13 protein-coding genes and 1 tRNA gene are annotated in these 17,950 nt (G+C 62.9%); 4 read left to right on the top strand and 10 right to left on the bottom strand.

The features are described 5' to 3' along the window. Positions 1 to 88: 88 nt before the first annotated feature. The 4 genes from LQ215_RS13620 to ptsP all read right to left on the bottom strand — a co-directional run bounded on the left by LQ215_RS13620 (position 89) and on the right by ptsP (position 7,383). Positions 89 to 1,630: an alkaline phosphatase D family protein gene (locus LQ215_RS13620; protein ID WP_230150471.1), complete on the bottom strand. Its 1,542-nt coding sequence runs from the start codon at positions 1,628 to 1,630 to the stop codon at positions 89 to 91. Between the two features lie 190 nt (positions 1,631 to 1,820). Beyond that, a complete protein-coding gene (locus LQ215_RS13615) occupies positions 1,821 to 3,563 on the bottom strand; it encodes a PTS fructose-like transporter subunit IIB (RefSeq protein WP_230150469.1) in 1,743 nt (580 codons plus the stop codon). A 14-nt stretch (positions 3,564 to 3,577) separates the two neighbouring features. After that, positions 3,578 to 4,519: a 1-phosphofructokinase gene (pfkB, locus tag LQ215_RS13610; protein ID WP_230150467.1), complete on the bottom strand. Its 942-nt coding sequence runs from the start codon at positions 4,517 to 4,519 to the stop codon at positions 3,578 to 3,580. Beyond that, entirely contained in the window at positions 4,519 to 7,383 is a 2,865-nt protein-coding gene (ptsP, locus tag LQ215_RS13605; protein ID WP_230150466.1) for a phosphoenolpyruvate--protein phosphotransferase, read from the bottom strand. The genes pfkB and ptsP overlap by 1 nt, the downstream gene beginning before the upstream one ends. Positions 7,384 to 7,671: 288 nt before the next feature. Between ptsP and cra the strand changes: the two genes are divergently transcribed. Continuing rightward, positions 7,672 to 8,667, top strand: coding sequence for a catabolite repressor/activator (gene cra, locus LQ215_RS13600; protein ID WP_230150465.1), 996 nt, complete (start codon positions 7,672 to 7,674; stop codon positions 8,665 to 8,667). 20 nt (positions 8,668 to 8,687) lie between these two features. Next, complete coding sequence (locus LQ215_RS13595) at positions 8,688 to 9,464, top strand: TatD family hydrolase (protein ID WP_230150464.1); 777 nt, start codon at positions 8,688 to 8,690, stop codon at positions 9,462 to 9,464. A 120-nt stretch (positions 9,465 to 9,584) separates the two neighbouring features. Here LQ215_RS13595 and LQ215_RS29760 read toward each other — a convergent pair whose 3' ends face one another. From LQ215_RS29760 to LQ215_RS13575, 4 genes are all read right to left on the bottom strand, one after another. Then, complete coding sequence (locus tag LQ215_RS29760) at positions 9,585 to 10,289, bottom strand: methyl-accepting chemotaxis protein (protein WP_436839573.1); 705 nt, start codon at positions 10,287 to 10,289, stop codon at positions 9,585 to 9,587. 1,630 nt (positions 10,290 to 11,919) lie between these two features. Further along, positions 11,920 to 12,756 (bottom strand): regulatory signaling modulator protein AmpE, encoded by an 837-nt coding sequence (gene ampE, locus LQ215_RS13585; protein WP_230150462.1) that lies wholly within the window; start codon positions 12,754 to 12,756, stop codon positions 11,920 to 11,922. After that, positions 12,753 to 13,313, bottom strand: coding sequence for a 1,6-anhydro-N-acetylmuramyl-L-alanine amidase AmpD (gene ampD / locus LQ215_RS13580; protein WP_058543955.1), 561 nt, complete (start codon positions 13,311 to 13,313; stop codon positions 12,753 to 12,755). Before ampD ends, ampE begins: the two co-directional genes overlap by 4 nt. A 64-nt stretch (positions 13,314 to 13,377) precedes the next feature. Further along, positions 13,378 to 15,591, bottom strand: a complete 2,214-nt coding sequence (locus LQ215_RS13575; protein WP_230150461.1) for a DUF1631 domain-containing protein — start codon at positions 15,589 to 15,591, stop codon at positions 13,378 to 13,380. A gap of 226 nt (positions 15,592 to 15,817) precedes the next feature. Between LQ215_RS13575 and nadC the strand changes: the two genes are divergently transcribed. Continuing rightward, entirely contained in the window at positions 15,818 to 16,666 is an 849-nt protein-coding gene (gene nadC / locus LQ215_RS13570) for a carboxylating nicotinate-nucleotide diphosphorylase (RefSeq protein ID WP_230150459.1), read from the top strand. 38 nt (positions 16,667 to 16,704) lie between these two features. Here nadC and LQ215_RS13565 read toward each other — a convergent pair whose 3' ends face one another. Continuing rightward, positions 16,705 to 17,010, bottom strand: a complete 306-nt coding sequence (locus tag LQ215_RS13565) for a DUF6388 family protein (RefSeq protein WP_003197729.1) — start codon at positions 17,008 to 17,010, stop codon at positions 16,705 to 16,707. Between the two features lie 305 nt (positions 17,011 to 17,315). On the opposite strand from LQ215_RS13565, the gene LQ215_RS13560 reads away from it, so the two are divergent. Then, a complete protein-coding gene (locus LQ215_RS13560; RefSeq protein ID WP_230150457.1) occupies positions 17,316 to 17,864 on the top strand; it encodes a hypothetical protein in 549 nt (182 codons plus the stop codon). 9 nt (positions 17,865 to 17,873) lie between these two features. Here the strand turns inward: LQ215_RS13560 and LQ215_RS13555 are convergent. After that, positions 17,874 to 17,949 (bottom strand) — tRNA-Thr (locus LQ215_RS13555). Between the last annotated feature and the right edge of the window lies 1 nt (position 17,950).

Genomic DNA, 17,950 nt, shown 5'->3' with positions numbered 1-17,950 from the left:
GGCGGGTCGTCAGCCAACACTTCATTGAATGACACACCGCCATCGCGAGCAAGCTCGCTCCCACATTGGTTTTGCGGTGGCTTTAGATTCAAACCGGCTGCAACTTCTTCTCGAACACCGCCACACCTTCCAGGTCCCGCAGCACCACGCTCATCTCCCCGCTTGGCCCGTCGATGTTCACTTCACCAAAGAACTGATACCCGGCAAACGGCGAGGTGTTCTGGGCCGGGGGGGCTTTCTGGAACACCACTTCGGGGCCGAAGGTCTTGTCCAGGGCATTGGGCCCGAAGCTGCCGGCGTTCAAGGGCCCGGCGACGAACTCCCAGAACGGTTCGAAATCCTGGAACGCGGCGTGTTCGGGATGGTAATGATGGGCAGCACAATAATGGACGTCAGCGGTGAGCCAGACGTAGTTGCGCACCTGATGCTTGCGCAGGTAGCCGAGCAGTTCGGCGATCTCCAGTTCACGGCCCTGGGCCGCGCCCGGGTCACCGTTGGCGACCGCTTCCCAGCGCGGCACGCCGGGGCTGACCTCGCCATCCGGCACACCGAGGCCGATGGGCATGTCGGCGGCGATGACTTTCCACTGGGCCCGGGACTGCTTCAATTCGCGCTTGAGCCAGTTCAACTGCTCACGCCCCAGGAATGGTTTGGCCGCGCCGAGGTTGGCGTCGTTGGCTTCACGGTAGCTGCGCATGTCCAGCACGAACACATCCAGCAGCGGCCCGTAACCGAGCTTGCGGTAGATGCGTCCACCACCGTCGGCCTTCTGCCGGCGCATCGGCGCATATTCCAGCCAGGCCTGTCGCGCACGACCCACCAGGCTGTGGATATCCTTGGTCTGGTAGCGCTCGTCCAGTTGCTTGCCCGGCGACCAGTTGTTGACCACCTCATGGTCGTCCCACTGCCAGATCTGCGGCACTTCGGCGTTGAAGCGACGAACGTTTTCGTCCATCAGGTTGTAGCGATAGTTGCCGCGATACTCATCCAGGGTCTCGGCGACCTTGCTCTTGGCTTCGGTGGTGAGGTTGCGCCAGACGCGTCCACCCTCGGTGGTGATTTGCGCCGGCACCGGGCCGTCGGCGTAGATGGTGTCGCCGCTGTGGATAAAAAAGTCCGGCAGGCGCAGGCGCATGGCTTCGTAGATGCGCATGCCGCCGATGTCCGGGTTGATGCCGAAGCCCTGGCCGACGGTGTCGCCGCTCCAGACAAAACGGATGTTGCGCTTGAACTGCGGCACGCTGCGCAGGTGACCCAGCCAGGGTTCGCTGGCGACACCGCTCTGGGCGTCTTCGAAATGCACCCGGTAGAAAATCGCCTGGTCGCGGGGCAACCCGGTGAGTTCGACCCGGGCGGTGAAATCGCTGCGCGAATCGACCATGGGCGAGACGAAGCGGCGCGGATTGCTGAACTTGCTGCGGGTGTCCCACTCCACCACCATCCGCGCCGGACGGTCGCTGCGGCTCCAGATCATCGCCCGGTCACCCTGCAAGTCGCCCGACTGCACACCGTCGGTGAGCACCGGCCGATCCTTGACCGAAGCCATCACCGCCGGCGCCAGCCCCGGCAACAACAACCCCGCCCCCACGGCTTGCATCACACGGCGGCGGCCCAGGTCGAATTCGCTCATGGTGTTCTCCCTTAAATGGGGAAACTTAAGCATGGCTCTGTGAAGTGGGTGTGACAGGAGTTTTATGCCCCCCCAAAACCACTGTGGGAGCGAGCTTGCTCGCGATGGCAGGGTATCAGGCAACCTATTTGTCGACTGATACACCGCTATCGCGAGCAAGCTCGCTCCCACAAGGGGAGAACAGGGTTGGTCAGGCCTTGGCCGGCTCCAACGCCATCTCCACCACTTCCGGCCGCTTGAGCAGCGCATACGCCACCCCCGTCAGCAGGCTCCCCGCCACGATCGCCAACAGGTACAACAGCGCATGGTTGATGGCGTTGGGGATCAGCATCACGAACAAGCCGCCGTGGGGGGCCATGAGCTTGCAGCCGAAGTACATCGACAGCGCACCGGTCAGCGCGCCGCCGGCGATGCTGGCCGGGATCACCCGCAGCGGGTCCTTGGCGGCGAACGGAATCGCCCCTTCGGAGATGAAGCACAGCCCCAGCACCAGCGCCGCCTTACCGGCTTCGCGCTCGGTCTGGGCAAATTTGCGCCGGGCGATGAAGGTGGCGATGCCCAGGCCAATCGGCGGCACCATGCCGGCAGCCATGGTCGCGGCCATCGGTGCATAACTCTGGGAAGCCAGCAGCCCCACCGAAAACGCATAGGCAGCCTTGTTGATCGGGCCACCGAGGTCGACGCACATCATCGCCCCCAGCAACACGCCCAGCAGGATTGCATTGGTAGTGCCCATGCTGTCGAGGAAATGGGTCAGGGCTTCGAGCATGCCCGCCACCGGTTTGCCAACGATGTAGATCATCACCAGGCCGGTGATCAGGCTCGCCAACAGCGGAATGATGAGGATCGGCTTGAGCGCTTCCAGGCTCTGGGGCAGGCGCGCGTAGCGGTTGATCGCCTTGGCCGCGTAACCGGCCAGGAAACCGGCGATGATCCCGCCAATGAAGCCGGCGCCCAGGGTGCTCGCCAGCATCCCGCCAATCATCCCCGGCGCCAGGCCCGGACGGTCGGCGATGGAATAGGCGATGTAGCCAGCCAGCAGCGGCACCATCAATTTGAACGCGGTGTCGCCGCCGATCTGCATCAGCGCGGCCGCCAGCGTGCCGGGTTCCTTGAAGGCGGTGATGCCGAACACAAACGACAAGGCGATCAACAGACCACCGGCCACCACCATCGGCAGCATGAACGACACACCCGTCAGCAGGTGCTTGTAGACGCCGGTCTTCTCCGATTTGGCCGGGGCGCTAGCACCGCTCGACGCGCTTTCCTGGCGACCTTCGACCAGCGCTTTGTTCAGCGTCGCTTCGGCCTGTTTCAAGGCGACGCCCGTGCTGCAGCGGTAGATCTTCTTGCCGGCAAAACGCTCGGTGGCGACTTCGATGTCAGTCGCCAGCAGCACCACGTCCGCCTCGGCGATGGCCTCGGCGCTCAACGGATTGCGCGCACCGACCGAACCCTGGGTTTCCACTTGCAAGTCGTAGCCGAGCTTCTTCGCCGCCTGCTGCAATGCTTCGGCGGCCATGAAGGTATGGGCAACGCCTGTTGGGCATGCGGTGATGGCGACCAGGCGCGGCGCACGCTCGGTCGACACCGCGGGTACCTCCTCCACGACATCCGAGGCGAGAAAAACCTCGGCCTCTTCGGCGCCGCGACGCAGCACCGAATCGACGTCTTGCAGGGCCTGGGCCGGGGTGCTGCGGAACAGGCGTTTGCCGACGAACCGCGACATGTCCACCGGGCCGCTGGCAACCAGCAGGACCCATTCGGCCGCTTCAAGGGTCGCTGCCGACAACTGGCGTTCCGGATGGGCCGCGTCATGGACTTCGACACTGGTGCTCCAACCCTGGCGCTGCGCCGCGGCGTCCAGCAGGCGGGCGCACAACACACTGGTGACCATGCCGTTGGGGCAGGCCGTCACAATGGCTAGTTTCATTCTTGCTAACCCTCTTATTGTTCTGTCAGGGGGCGCACGCGCACGCCCTGTTCAAGCGACGCCAGCAACGCGGTGTCGTGGATGCCAAAACCGATCTGCGTGACCGCCATGGCGGCGATGGCCGTGGCGGTGCGCAGCGTCTGTTCCGGGGTGTCGGCGCTGAGCAGGCCGTGCAGCATGCCCGCCAGCAGCGAATCCCCGGCACCCACGGTGCTGGCGACGCTGACCTTGGGTGGCGAGGCATGCAACGCCGCACCGACACTGAACCAGTTCACGCCATCGGCGCCGTGGGAAATCACCACATGTTCGACGCCCTGGGCATGCAGGCGCTGCGCCGCTTGCGCCTGGGCCAATTCGCTCACCACCTCGCAACCCAGCGCGTCGGCCAGTTCCTCGGTGTTCGGCTTGATCAGCCACGGCCCCGCCGCCAGGGCGACGCGCAAGGCTTCGCCACTGGTGTCGAGGGCCACGTTCAGGCCGAGTGTTTTCAAGCGGGTGATCAAGGCCTGCAACCACTGCGGGCTGACGCCCCGAGGCAAGCTGCCCGCCACCACAACCACGTCGTGGCCCGGGGCGATTTGCTCAAGGCGCGCCAGCAAGGCCTGCTGTGCGGCTTCATCGACCACTGGGCCTGGCCCGTTGAGGTCAGTGATGCGTCCATCCTGCTCGGCCAGCTTGATATTGCTGCGGGTTTCGCCGGGGACACGGATAAAGGCGTCGACAAAACCACGCTGGGTAAACAGCGTCTCAAACACCTGGGCGTTGTCTTCGCCCAGAAAACCACTGACCGTCAGCGTATGACCGAGATCGGCCAACACCTGGGCCACGTTCACGCCCTTGCCGGCGGCGTGGGCGTGCATGGCGTCGCTGCGGTTGACCTGGCCCGGCTCCAGGCGCGCCAACTCCACCGTGAGGTCGAGCGCCGGGTTGAGGGTCAGGGTAAGAATCTTCGCCATTACAGCGCCTCCACTAATGCGCGCACATCATCGGCGCTGCCCACGGCCAAAGCCTCTTGGGCCAAGGTTTGTACTTGCGCCAGGCTCAATTCGCGGACCCGCGCCTTGACCTCGGCAATACTGCGGGCCGAGACACTCAGTTCGTCCACGCCCAAGCCCACCAGCACCGGCACCGCCAGCGGGTCGGCCGCCAGTTCGCCACACACACCGACCCATTTGCCATGGGCATGGGCGGCGCGCACGGTGATGTCGATCAGTTGCAGCACGGCCGGGTGCAAGCCATCGGCCTGGGCCGACAGGGTCGGGTGACCACGGTCGATCGCCAGGGTGTATTGCGTCAAGTCGTTGGTACCGACGCTGAAGAAGTCGACTTCCTTGGCGAGCACCGGCGCCAGCAACGCGGCGGACGGCACTTCGATCATGATCCCCAGTTGCAGGTCCGCAACGGGGATTTCCTGGCGCAGGCGCTCGGTCATGGCCCGGGCCTGGCGCCACTCGTCGACGCTGCCAACCATCGGGAACATGATCCGCAACGGACGGTTGTCCGCCGAGCGCAACAAGGCACGCAGTTGCGCTTCCATGACCTGCGGACGCTGCAAGGTCAGGCGAATGCCGCGCACGCCGAGGAACGGGTTTTCTTCTTTCGCGATCGGCCAGTACGGCAGCGGCTTGTCACCGCCCACATCGAGGGTGCGCACCACCAGCGGTCGACCGGCCAGGCCGTCGAGTACCTTGCGGTATTCGGCTTCCTGGGTCGCTTCGTCCGGGGCCTCGTTGTGGGCCATGAAAATCAGTTCGGTGCGCAACAGGCCAATGCCTTCGGCACCCTGCTCCACCGCGCTGGCGACACCGGCGCTTTCGCCAATGTTGGCGAACACTTCCACGGCATGGCCGTCACGGGTCTGCGCCGGTTCGTGGCGCTGCTGCGCGGCAACCTTGAGGCGCTGCTCGCGGGTGTCGCGTTCTTCCTTGGCGCGCTGCAAAGTGGCGGCGTCAGGGTCCACGTGCAGGCGACCGCGCTGGCCGTCCAGCAGCAAGGACGTGCCCGGCGCCAGCAGCAACACTGCCGCACCGGCGCCCACCAGTGCTGGAATACCCAAGGCTCGGGCAACGATGGCGCTGTGGGCAGTGGCGCCGCCACGGGCGGTGAGAATCCCCGCCACCCGCGTCGGGTCCAGGCGGGCCACGTCGGACGGACCGACTTCGTCCATCACCAGGATGTAGGGTTGATCGGGTTCGTTCGGGGTTTCGACGCCGCACAACTGCGCCAGCACACGACGGCCGACGTCGCGCAGATCGGCGGCACGTTCGGCCAGCAAGGCGTCCTGCAAGGCTTCCTGTTCTTTCGCGGCGGCTTCAACCACCCCCATCCACGCCGCTTGCGCACTCTCGCCCAGCTTCAAGCGGGTGTCGACCTCGTCGCTCAGCTCCGGGTCGTCGAGCATTTCCTGGTGGGTGATGAAGATCTCGCGAATGGCCTTGGCCTTGGCGCGTTGGATCAGGCCTTCGATATCACGACGTACCTGGTCCAAGGCGTTTTGCAGGCGCTCGCGCTCGATGGCCGCCGACTCACCGCGCAACGGGTAGTCAATGGCCTGCAGCACTTGGATGTGGGCCGGGCCGATGGCGATGCCCGGTGCGGCGGCGACGGCCTGGATCAGACTGCCGGATTCGGGCGCCAGCACGACGGCCGCCACTTCGGCTATCACGGTTTCGCGCGGTGCACTCGGCGGCGGCAGCGGTTCGACCTCTTCGCCCAGGCCTTCTTCAATGGCCGCCAGCAGTGCCGGCAACGCATCGGCGGCAATGCTCGGCTCGGCGATGAACTCCAAGACCTGGCCGCGACGGGCGCCCAGGCTCAGCAGCTTGCTCAAGCTCTTGGCCGACACGGCGCTGTCCTGGCCGTCGACGATGCGCACGCGGATCTCGCCTTCGAAACTTTTCGCCAACTGGGCGAGGATTTTCGCCGGGCGTGCATGCAGGCCATGGGCATTGGCCAGGCCGATGCGCGCGCTGGGCCAGTCGGCGGGCAATTCGCCGCCGAGCACTTCCAGCACCTTGCGGCTGCTGGTGGCGCGCCCCAATTCGTGACCGCGGCCTTCGATCAGCAAGGCGCAGAGCCTTTCCAGCAAGGCCTGGTGAGCCTCGCCGAGGCTGGCGAGGCAGAACAGACCGCTCAACGGTTGACCCAGGTAACGGATCGGTTTGTCCGGGGTGACGAATGCCAGGCCCGGACGCTTGACGGTCTGTTCGCTGTGCAGCCACCACAAGCCATCGCCCAGGGGCAGCGCATCGACTTGCTGCAACACCCCGGCAAAACCATTGCTCACGCAATCGGCCTGGCGCAGCAAGCGGGCGCCGCGCCATACCAGCTCTTCAAAATCGTCAGCCGACACACCGAGGCCGATCATCTGGGCATCCAGCGCCAGTTCCTGCGGCGCGCCTTGCAGCAGCTTCAGCAACGCTTCGGCGGAACCGGCACGGCGCAGGGCCTGGCCCAGGTCAGTCTCGCCGAGGGCGCGGGTCAGCAGTTGCAGCAGGCGCAGGTGTTCGTCGGACTTGGCCGCGATACCGATCGCCAGGTAGACGATTTGCCCATCGCCCCAATCCACGCCCTCGGGGAATTGCAGCAGGCGCACGCCGGTCGAATGAACCAGGTCGCGGGTCTGCGGGGTACCGTGGGGGATGGCAATACCTTGGCCAAGAAAGGTCGAGCCCTGGGCTTCGCGAGCCTGCAAGCCGGCGAGGTAACCCTCGGCCACCAAGCCATCGGCCACCAGTTTGTCGGCGAGCAGTTGCAGTGCAGCGTCTTTATCCATAGCCGTCTGAGCCATGGATATCTGCTCTAGAGTGAGCTCGAGCATGCTTTCTCCTTTTTGGCGTCCGGTTGGCGCCAGGTATTGTTTTGAATGAATCAGCTTAGCGTTGCAGGATGATTTTTGGCGTGATCACGGCAGAAGGGCCAAAAATCCTGCTAGCCTTGAAAATACGCTTGCTGAAACGTTTAATCTAGAAAGATTGGCACGTTACTCGATAATCTCTCATCCTTGAAGTGCAACTTGTCGTAAGTGTTTGGACGGTGACCGTCAGCTTGAATCGGGTAGGATGGCCCTTATCGTCGGGGCTAACTCGAAAAAACAAGGAAAACCGGGTTGAAACTCAGTGATATTGCCCAACTGGCCGGCGTGTCCGTGACCACCGCCAGTTACGTCATCAACGGCAAGGCCGAACAGCAACGCATCAGCAGCGCCACCGTCGAACGGGTGCGGGCGGTGGTCCTGGAGCACGGCTTCACGCCCAATCCCCAGGCCGCCGGGCTGCGCAGCCGCCACACCCGCACCCTGGGTTTTATCCTGCCAGACCTGGAGAACCCCAGTTACGCACGCATTGCCAAGCTGCTGGAACAAGGCGCACGGGCGCGGGGCTACCAGTTGCTGATCGCCAGTTCCGATGACGCCCCCGACAGTGAACGGCAACTGTTGCAGTTGTTCCGCGCCCGCCGCTGCGATGCGCTGATCGTCGCCAGTTGCCTGCCGGCCGGCGACGACAGTTACCTGCAGCTGCAGGCCAAGGGCATTCCGATCATCGCCATCGACCGGGTCATGGACCCTGCGCGGTTCTGCTCGGTGATCAGCGACGACCGCCAGGCCAGCCTGCAACTGACGCGCAGCCTGCTGCAGACCCACCCTCGGCAAATCGCACTGATCAGCGCTCGTCCCGAGTTGAGCATCAGCCAGGAACGGACCGCCGGTTTTCGCGAAGCACTGGCAGGGTTCGAAGGCCAGGTGCTGATCGAGCATGGCGAGTCGTTCAGCCGTGAATGCGGTCGCCAGTTGATGGAAGAAATGCTCGCGCGCCTGGGGCATCTGCCCGATGCGCTGATCACCACGTCCTACGTACTGCTGCAGGGGGTGTTCGACGCCCTCCACGATTTCCCGCTCAAGTCGCGGCCGTTGCGCCTGGGCACGTTTGGTGACACGCAGTTGCTGGATTTCCTGCCGCTACCGGTCAATGCCATGTCCCAGCAGCACCAACTGATCGCCGAAAAAGCCTTGGAGCTGGCCCTGGCAGCCATCGAAAACGATGACTACCAGCCAGGCGTGCAAGCCATCGCGCGGACGTTCAAGCAGCGTATTCACCAAGGCTGAAGCTTCTTCAGGATTGATGCATGGAGTTGATCGATACCCACACCCACCTGGATTTTCCAGATTTTGACGCGGACCGCCCGGCACTGCTGGCCGAAAGCCGCGCCTTGGGCGTGCGGCAAATGGTGGTACTGGGTGTGTACCGGGACAACTGGCAGCGGGTCTGGGACCTGGTGCAAAGCGACCCGGACCTGCACGCCGCGCTGGGCCTGCACCCGGTGTATCTCGATCAGCACCGACCCGACGACGTGGCGCTACTGCGCGAGTGGCTGAGCCGCCTGGCCGGACACCGGCAATTGTGTGCCGTGGGGGAAATCGGCCTGGATTACTACATCCCCACTCTAGACCGCGAACGCCAGCAGGCGCTGTTCGAAGCACAACTGCAACTGGCGGTGGAGTTCGAGCTGCCGGCGCTGATCCACGTGCGCCGCAGCCATGCCGACGTGATCGCGACCCTCAAGCGCACGGGGCCCAAACGCGCAGGGATCATCCACGCCTTCGCCGGCAGTTTTGAAGAGGCCCGCGAGTACATCAAGCTCGGCTTCAAGCTTGGCCTGGGCGGCGCCGCGACCTGGCCCCAGGCCTTGCGCATGCACCGGGTGCTGGCAAAACTGCCGCTGGACGCGGTGGTGCTGGAAACCGATGCCCCGGACATGGCCCCGGCGATGTTCCCCGGCCAACGGAACAGCCCGGCGCATTTGCCGGCGATTTGTGAGGCGTTGGCGGGGATCATGGCGATCAGCCCCGAGCAACTGGCCGAGGCCAGCACGGCCAACGCGCGCCAACTGTTCAACTGGTGATCCCTTGTGGGAGCGAGCTTGCTCGCGATAGCGCCCCATCAGTCGACAAATAGGTTGCCTGACACTCCGCTATCGCGAGCAAGCTCGCTCCCACATTGGATCGGTGGTGGGCCCTGGGAATCACACCCGAAACGCATTGATCAACTGCTTGAGCTGCACCACCTGGGCGGACAGTTCGCGGCTGGCGTCTTCGGTCTGGTGGGCACCTTCGGCGGTGCGTTCGCCGGCGCGGTTGATCTCGACGATGTTCTGGTCGATGTCATGGGCCACCGCCGTCTGCTGCTCTACCGCGGCGGCGATCTGCTGGTTCTGGTCGACGATCATGCCGACGGCGCCCAGGATATTCTCCAGGGCCTGCTGGACCTTTTCCGATTGGCCGACCGTGCCACTGGCCATCTCATGGCTGGTGCCCATCGCCTTGACCGCGGCGCCGACACCACCATGCAGACGGGTGATCATCGCTTCGATTTCTTCGGTCGATTGCTGGGTGCGCTTGGCCAGGGTCCGCACTTCATCGGCCACCACCGCAAAGCCGCGCCCCTGCTCACCGGCCCGGGCTGCTTCGATGGCGGCATTGAGGGCCAGCAGGTTGGTCTGCTCGGCGATGCTCTTGATCACATCCAGCACGCGACTGATGGCCTGGCTGTCGGTCGCCAGTTGATTGATCACCTGCACGGACTGATCGATCTCACTGGCCAAGCGGGCGATGCTGCCCTGCTGGGACTCCACCAGCCCGCGCCCACTGAGGGTTTCGTCGTTCACGCTGTGGGCACTGCTCACGGCGGCGGCGGCACTGCGGGCCACTTCCTGGGCCGTGGCCGACATCTGGTTCATCGCCGTGGCCACCAACTCGATCTGGCTGCGCTGCCCAGCGACGGCCTGGTTGCTGCGGGCCGATACCGTTTCCACCTGCCCGGCCTGGCGTTCGACTTCAGCAACGGTGCGGCCGACCTGTTCGATCAGGTCATGGATCTTCGCCACCGTGCCGTTGAACACTTCACCCAACTCACCCAGCTCATCTTGGCTGCGGGCGACGAAATTGACCGTCATGTCCCCCGCGGCGACCTTGTCCATCATCTGGCCGAGGTCTTGGAGCGTGGTGCGGGTAGATGCGTAGAAGCCGGCATACAGATAAAAAATCAGCAGGAACACCAGCACCAGCGCCACGGCTTGCAGCACCATGTGGCTGCGGTTCTGTTCCAGGCGCTGCTGCAACTGGACACCAAGGAAACCCTGGGTCGCTTCGTTCAGCCGGTAGGTCTGCTCCATCAGGCCGCTGACGTGCTCATAAAACGCCGGCCATGGCGCATCGAGCGTGTCGGCCATCACCACCTGCTCTTCAATCAGTTCACTGGCCTTCTTGAGAGTGCTCTTGCTGCCATTGGCCTGATCGGCAAGGGCTTGCCCGGCAGCGTTGCTGGAACCCAAGGCATCCTGCAGTTTCACGTCATATTCACCCTGGAGCTTTTCAATCTGCGCCAGCAACTCGTCGAAGCGGGTGCTCGACGCCGAATTGAGAAACCCCAGCCCCAACGAGGACGCGCCCAGCGCCCGGCCTTCGCCGAGGATCTGAGTGACCTTGGGGGTCGTGCCGATGATCAACTCGCTGAGCTGGCGGATGTCGCTCTGGTTGTCGCGGCTCAGCCCCGCCTGGCTGGCGATGATCTGGCTGAACATCTGGGCGCTGTTGAGCAACTTGCCGATCAGCGCACTTTTGCTCTGCAGGGAGCTTTCGGCCTGCTGGGCCTTGAAAGCTCCGATCATCTCGTCGCGCTTGGCCTCGAAGGCACTGATCTGTTCAGGCTCGATGGCCACGGGGGTCATGCCTTGCAGCCGCGCGAGGACCTGTTGTTCCAGGCTGCCGATCTTAGCTTCGACATCACCGGCCTTGCCGGACTGGCCCAGGCTGGCGTTGATCTGCACCAGGTTATTGAGGGTTTCCAGGTCCCGGCGCAGGACCAGGCTGCTGCCCAGCAGATCGAGGCTTTGCAGCTCCACTTGCGTGCCCTGGAATTCCCGATAGGAATCGCGCACCAGAAAGAAGTTGGTCACCAGCATGGGCAACAGGAACAGCACGCTGATCAGGCTGAACTTCATGCCGAAGCTCAGGCGGTTCATCAGCGCGACGGCGGGCCAGAGCAAACTCTTCACAAGGAAGTCTCCCGGTAGTGTTCTTATTGTTATGAGCTCGCGCACGGAGACAGCAGAAAGCCACTATTCAGGCGCTGTCCCTGTATAGCCTAAATCGGCGGGGAGATTTGTAACTTAAGGTTAACGAGAGAGATTCACCACGGCAGCAGCGTGGCGAGGGAGCTTGCTCCCGCTGGCCTGCGAAGCAGGCCCCCGGGGGTTCTTCAGGGAGATCGCGTTGCCCGGGTTTGCGGCTGCTGTGCAGCCGAGCGGGAGCAAGCTCCCTCGCCACAAAAGCGCCCAGCCACAGCCATACTGATGTTGATCAGGCCAACACCGTCCACAACGCAAACCCGGCATACCAGAGCACTGCCGCACGCAGCAGCAGTTCCCAGAGGCGGTCCAGGCTGTTGATGCCGTCCGGTCCGGCGACGGGCCTGGGGATCTCGCCGGCTACCAGGCCGACTTTGTCGATGAGGGCGGCGGCGCTGATGTTCCAGTTCAACAGCTCATGCAGCATGACCCGGCTGACCGCGACGAAATTGCCCACCAGGGCGAAGCTCGCCGCCAGCAATCGCACCGGCACCCAGTCGAAGGCATGGCGCATTTGCGCGGCCCGCTCGGCCACGCCGGGGTTCTGGCTGTGCTCGGCGGCCAGCGCCAGCAGTCGATAACTCAGGGCGGCGACCGGGCCCAACACGAAGTACCAGAAAATCACCGCGAAAAAGCTCTGGTAGGCCTGCCACAACAAATGCCCCTGGACCCGCTCCAGCAACTGCTCACCGTCATTGGCTTCGATGTCCAGGTCGCGCTTGGCCACGTGGGCCGCCGCTTGCAGGTCTTCCCGACGCCAGGCGTCGCGAAACGGCCCGAGGCCAGCCAGCAGGTCACCGCGTCCGAGGCTGTAAATCACCACCAGCAAATGCACCGGCAACGCCAACAGACCGTAGGCCACCGGCTCCAGCACCCACAACAGCAACGCCAGCAGCGCCACAGGCAGCAGGACCAAAATCGTCAGCACCAGCCAGGGCCGGTTGACCCAACGAGGGCTCGCCTCGAGCTTGTTCAGCTCGTGCAGCCAACCGCCGTCGCGCTGCACCCGCTGGCGCAAGGCCGAGAACTTCTCGATCCAGACGGCCAACAGCAACACCAGAAAACTCATTGTCCTTCCCCTTCTGTCAGGGCCGCGCGATAGCGCACCCAGTCGAATGCCGGTCCCGGATCGGTCTTGCGCCCCGGTGCGATGTCGCTGTGCCCGCAGATCCGCTGCACAGTGATCGCCCTGAACGCCGCTTGCAACTGCCGGGTCAGGTCCACCAATGCGGCATATTGCGCGTCGGTGAACGGCAGATCATCCGTGCCCTCGAGCTCGATGCCCAGGGAAAAATCATTACAGGTCTCACGCCCCTCGAAACACGAGACCCCCGCATGCCACGCGCGATCCAGACAAGAGACAAACTGGGTCACGGCGCCGTCACGCTCGATCAGAAAATGCGCAGAGACGCGCAGGTCGGCGATCCCGACAAAGTAGGGATGTTCCGTGACATCCAGACGATTCTGGAAGAATTCCTGCACCTTGCCCGTGGCGAACTGTGCCGGAGGCAGGCTGATGTTGTGGATCACCAGCAGGGAGATTTCGCCTTCGGGGCGCGCATTGAAGTTGGGCGATGGGCAATGACGCACCCCCTCGCACCAACCGCTCGCGGAGTCCAACTGCATACAGGTTCCTTCGATGACGACGGTGAATGCCGCCAGTATGCCGTGATCGGACCGGGCTGCGCGATCACTTGCCGCGATTGAGCTGGCGCAGATTGCCCAGCACCGACTCCAGCGCGCGGTCGAACAACAGGGTGTCGTCCAACAGCCGCACCGCGCCCCGGCGAAACTCCAGGGCCAGGCTGGTGCGGCTGTGCTCCAGCACCTTGAGGCCGGTGCGATTGACGAAGACATATTTGCCGGTGGCCTCGATGATCGCCGCCAGCTTGCAACGCAGGGTGTTGTCATCGTCTTCCTGGAACTCGACCCAGCTCCCCAGGTGCAACTGTTCGACCTGCAACAGGCCCACGTCATCGGCCGGCAAATGCACCGCCACGTTCTCCCCCGCCGACTTTTGCGGGGGGCGCAGGACGATTTTTTCCAGCACCTCGACCATGACCGGTGAAGTGAACGACTGGGCCTGTTCCGTCGCTTGGCCCATGCGCTCGAGCGCCTGCACATGCAGGGCTTCCAGCTCACTGAAAAACTCGCTGGTGGCGAACGGGTCGAACGCCGAGCGACTCAAGCCGTCACGCAGGGCCTTGAGCAGTTCGGGCACCATCGCCAGCAAACGCAGGCCTGCATCGGGTTCGTCGTGAGGCTGGACGCTCCAGATCAATTGCTCCAGGGTCAAGACGTCGGCCTGCCACTCGGCAGAATACTTGCCGTGCTTGAAGCAGGTCAGCAGCAACACCTGGCTCCAGGCGTGTTGCACGAACTCCACCACGGCTTGCGGCAACACTTTGCCCAACATCACCTGGTTCAGCGCCCCTTCGACGCGCTGGCGCGCCAGTTCGGCCTTGGCTCGGCCCTCTTCGGCATCGCGGATGCGTTGTTCGAGCAGCTCACTGCGGCGCCGCTCATCACTGGTGAAGGCCAGGAAGTCGGCCAGCAGTTCGGAGAAAATCGCCGGGTCATCGACAAAATCATTCAACAAGCGCTGCACCACCTGCTCAATGCGCAGGTAGAGGCTGTCGCGCTGATGATCGTCACATTCGCCCCAGCCCATGGCCGCGGTCGCGATTTCGTTCAGCAGTCGCCGGGCCGGATGATTGCCACGGCTGAAGAAACTCTTGTCCTGCACCGCAACCTTGAGCATCGGGATTTGCAGGCGGCCGATCAGGGCCTTGAAGGAGTCTGGGAGGTTGTGATCGTCGAGGATGAATTCGAACATCATCGAGATCAGGTTGATCACGTCTTCATCGGCGCCTTCGACCACGCGAGACTTGCCACTCCTGACGCTGACCCGGGTCAACAGCTGTTCGAGCTGGCTACGCAAATCGAACTCGTCGTGAACGGTAGGCGCCGGCACGTATTGCTGCAAGTGAGAGAGCAGCCGCAGCAGGTCACGGGTAGAAATCGGCTGGGGCGGCACGCTGGGCTCCAGGGTCGGCGCTACAGTGCCACGTACCTGCATCAGCAGTTTCTGCAAGGCGGCGAACACTTCCTGGACGCTGTCATCGACCTCGGCATCGCTGGGCTTGGCAGCCGTCTCGGCGTTGGGCCTGGGGTTGTCCTCGGTGCGATCCGACGCCCGGCGCGCCAACGTAACCTTGAGCTCCGGCAGGATACCTGTGGCGGCCAGCAACTGGTTGGCCTCGGTATAGAGTTGGTCGCAATCGCTGAGCACATAACGCTCGAACAGCTTGAGCAGGATCAGCTTGACCTTGATGCCCACGCCCAGGTTGCGCCCGGCCTGCAGGAATTTCTCGCACAGCAATGCCGGACTCAGGGGATTGTGCTGATTGGCCAGCGGGCGGGCCAACAGCACGCCGAGCCGGGCGGTCAGTTGTTCCAGCGACACGCCATCGCGCCGAAGCACCCGAGTGACCATCGCCTCGACCGCCAGTTGTCGCTCCAGCTCGTCCTGGGACCGCTGGATTTGGCTGTCTGGCGCCAGGTTCGGCGCCAGGCTGGCGTGGGTCTGGTCGTATTGGGCGAGGTTGACGAAGGTCTCGAAAAACTGCTCGATAAATTCACGTTCGATGCTTTTGCGCTTCAGGCGCAGGTCCCGCATGGCCTCGAAGTACAGGTTCTGCTCGACATCGTCGCGCGCCCGGTCGGCCATTTCAAACAAGGTGTCGTCGGCGTTATCGAACAGCCCTTGCAAGCCCAGGCGCAACTGCTGGGCGGCCTTGTCGCGAACCTGAAGCAGAATCACAGGCAGGCGGGCGAGCGGCGAGGGATTCGCCTGATCGGTAGCGACCTTGTGCAAAGGCACTACATTCCCGTCGTTGTGCATCCTGGCCTCCTGAAACGGCTTTCTGCGGCTCTTGACGTCAAAGCTATGACGTCAATCGAAAGGCGGATTATCGGGTAAAACAACCCCGTCGCACCAGCACACTCTGTGATCGATCTCGAAATACGGCGCAATAAGTGACCCGGGAAATAAGGAAATGTTGCGAGGACGCGACCAAATGCAGGTTTCGACACCCTATAATCAGGCCACTTTGTTTGTGGAGCCCGTTATGCCGAATCTACGTCTCGCCGATCTGACCGCCGAAATCGAAGCCAACGTGCGCCGTGCGTTGCATGAAGACATCGGCAGCGGCGACATCACCGCGCAACTGATCCCCGCCGAACGCCTGGCCAAGGCCACCATCATCACCCGCGACGCGGCGATCATCAGTGGCACGGCCTGGGTCGACGCCGTATTCCGGCAACTGGACTCGCGTGTCGCGGTGCATTGGCAAGTCGCCGACGGCGACCGGGTCATACCCGATCAAGCGCTGTTCCATCTGGAAGGCCCAGCCCGCTCGCTGCTGACCGGCGAACGCAGCGCACTGAACTTCCTGCAAATGCTTTCCGGCGTAGCGACGCGAGCCCGTTACCTGGCCGACTTTGTCGCCGGTACCCAGGTCAAGCTGCTGGACACCCGCAAGACCCTGCCCGGACTGCGCCTGGCCCAGAAGTACGCGGTCACCTGCGGTGGCTGCCATAACCACCGCATCGGCCTGTACGATGCCTTCCTGATCAAGGAAAACCACATCGCCGCTTGCGGCGGGATCGCCCAGGCCATCGCTGCCGCCCACAAGATCGCACCGGGCAAACCGGTGGAGGTCGAAGTGGAAAGCCTGGCGGAATTGAAAGAAGCGCTGTCAGCCAACGCCGACATCATCATGCTCGACGAACTGAGCCTGGACGACATGCGTGAAGCCGTACGCCTCAATGGCGGCAAGGCGAAGCTGGAGGCCAGCGGCGGGATCAACGAAAGCACGTTGCGCCCGATTGCCGAGACCGGGGTGGACTACATCTCGATCGGCGCGATGACCAAGGATGTGAAGGCAGTGGATCTGTCGATGCGCTTGAGCCTCTGACAACAAAAAACGCCAGCCTTGAAAGGCTGGCGTTTTTTTCAGACCACCAGATTGTTCATCTCGCAGTACTCATCCCATTCCACACCCAGCACCTCGGCCGCTTCCTTGTGCAATGCAAGGCGCTGCGTCTCGAATTCTTCAGGTGTGCTGGTGTACTTGAGCGTCAACTCCCAAGGCTGCAGGCCCTGGGCTTCGGCCTCGTCCTCGAACGCCCATTGGATCTGGTCCTTTTGATCGTCGGCTGACAAGTCCTTGATCTCTTCCAGCAACTGGGGCGCATCCAACACGTACTTCTTCAGCGCTTCTTCGTGCCTGGCTTCCTGGGTCAATTCTTTAACAGTCATGGCGTTCTCGTTGATCTGGGGAATGGAAGATGGATCTGGATCATCAAGGATCTCTCTGACGCAAATAACCGTGTGAAGCCCGGTTTATCTGGCCTTCAGAACCATTCGGGGATCATCTGAAAACTGCTGGGCGATGCTCATGCAGGCAATGAATATAGGACGTTTTGCCGACGATTTACACGGTTCTTTACATCTATCTCACAAAAAAACCATGCGCATGAGAAACCAGGGGAGCTTGGGAACATCTGTCAAAATAACCAGTCGTAGCCATGTGCCATACCGGCACTTCACAAGGAACCCCAGTGATGCGCAGCTTTTCGAAACGTTCGTTGACCCGGCTTGCTACCGCGACCTTGCTGCTCGGCAGCCTGACCTTGACCGGCGTTGCCCAAGCAGCTGTTGAAGTCTCCTCCGATGGGCCGTCTTCCGACGACGCCATTCCTGCCCTTCGTTATGACCGATTTGATAAGTACGTACTCGTCAAGACCAACGTCAGCGTCAGCGCCTTGGAAAACCTGCCAAAAACCGTGAAGAACAACGCCGAGGAACTGGAAAGCCAGAAACGCATCCTCAGCGAGCAAGCCCGGCAGATCGAAGAACTCAAGCGCAACAGTGGCTCCAGTTCCACCTCCAGCAGCAAGGAAATTGACGAGCTCAAACGCACCCTCAAGGAACAGGAACGCGACCTGAACGATCTGGGCAAGCAAGTGGAAGAACTCAAGCGCAATAGCGGCTCCAGTTCGAGTTCGAGCAACAGCGAGATTTCGTCCCTGAAACGGGAGCTCAGCGATCAGGATCGCGAGATGGATCAGCTCAAACGCACGGTCGAGGAGCTGAGCAGGAAAGTGAAATAACGAGGGGGATGGTGCCCGAGACAGGAATCGAACCTGCGACCTTCGCGTTACGAGTGCGCTGCTCTACCGACTGAGCTACACGGGCG

The organism is Pseudomonas brassicacearum, from assembly GCF_918698105.1.
GTDB classification, from domain to species: domain Bacteria; phylum Pseudomonadota; class Gammaproteobacteria; order Pseudomonadales; family Pseudomonadaceae; genus Aquipseudomonas; species Aquipseudomonas brassicacearum_F.
This window is presented reverse-complemented; position numbering and strand designations above follow the sequence as displayed.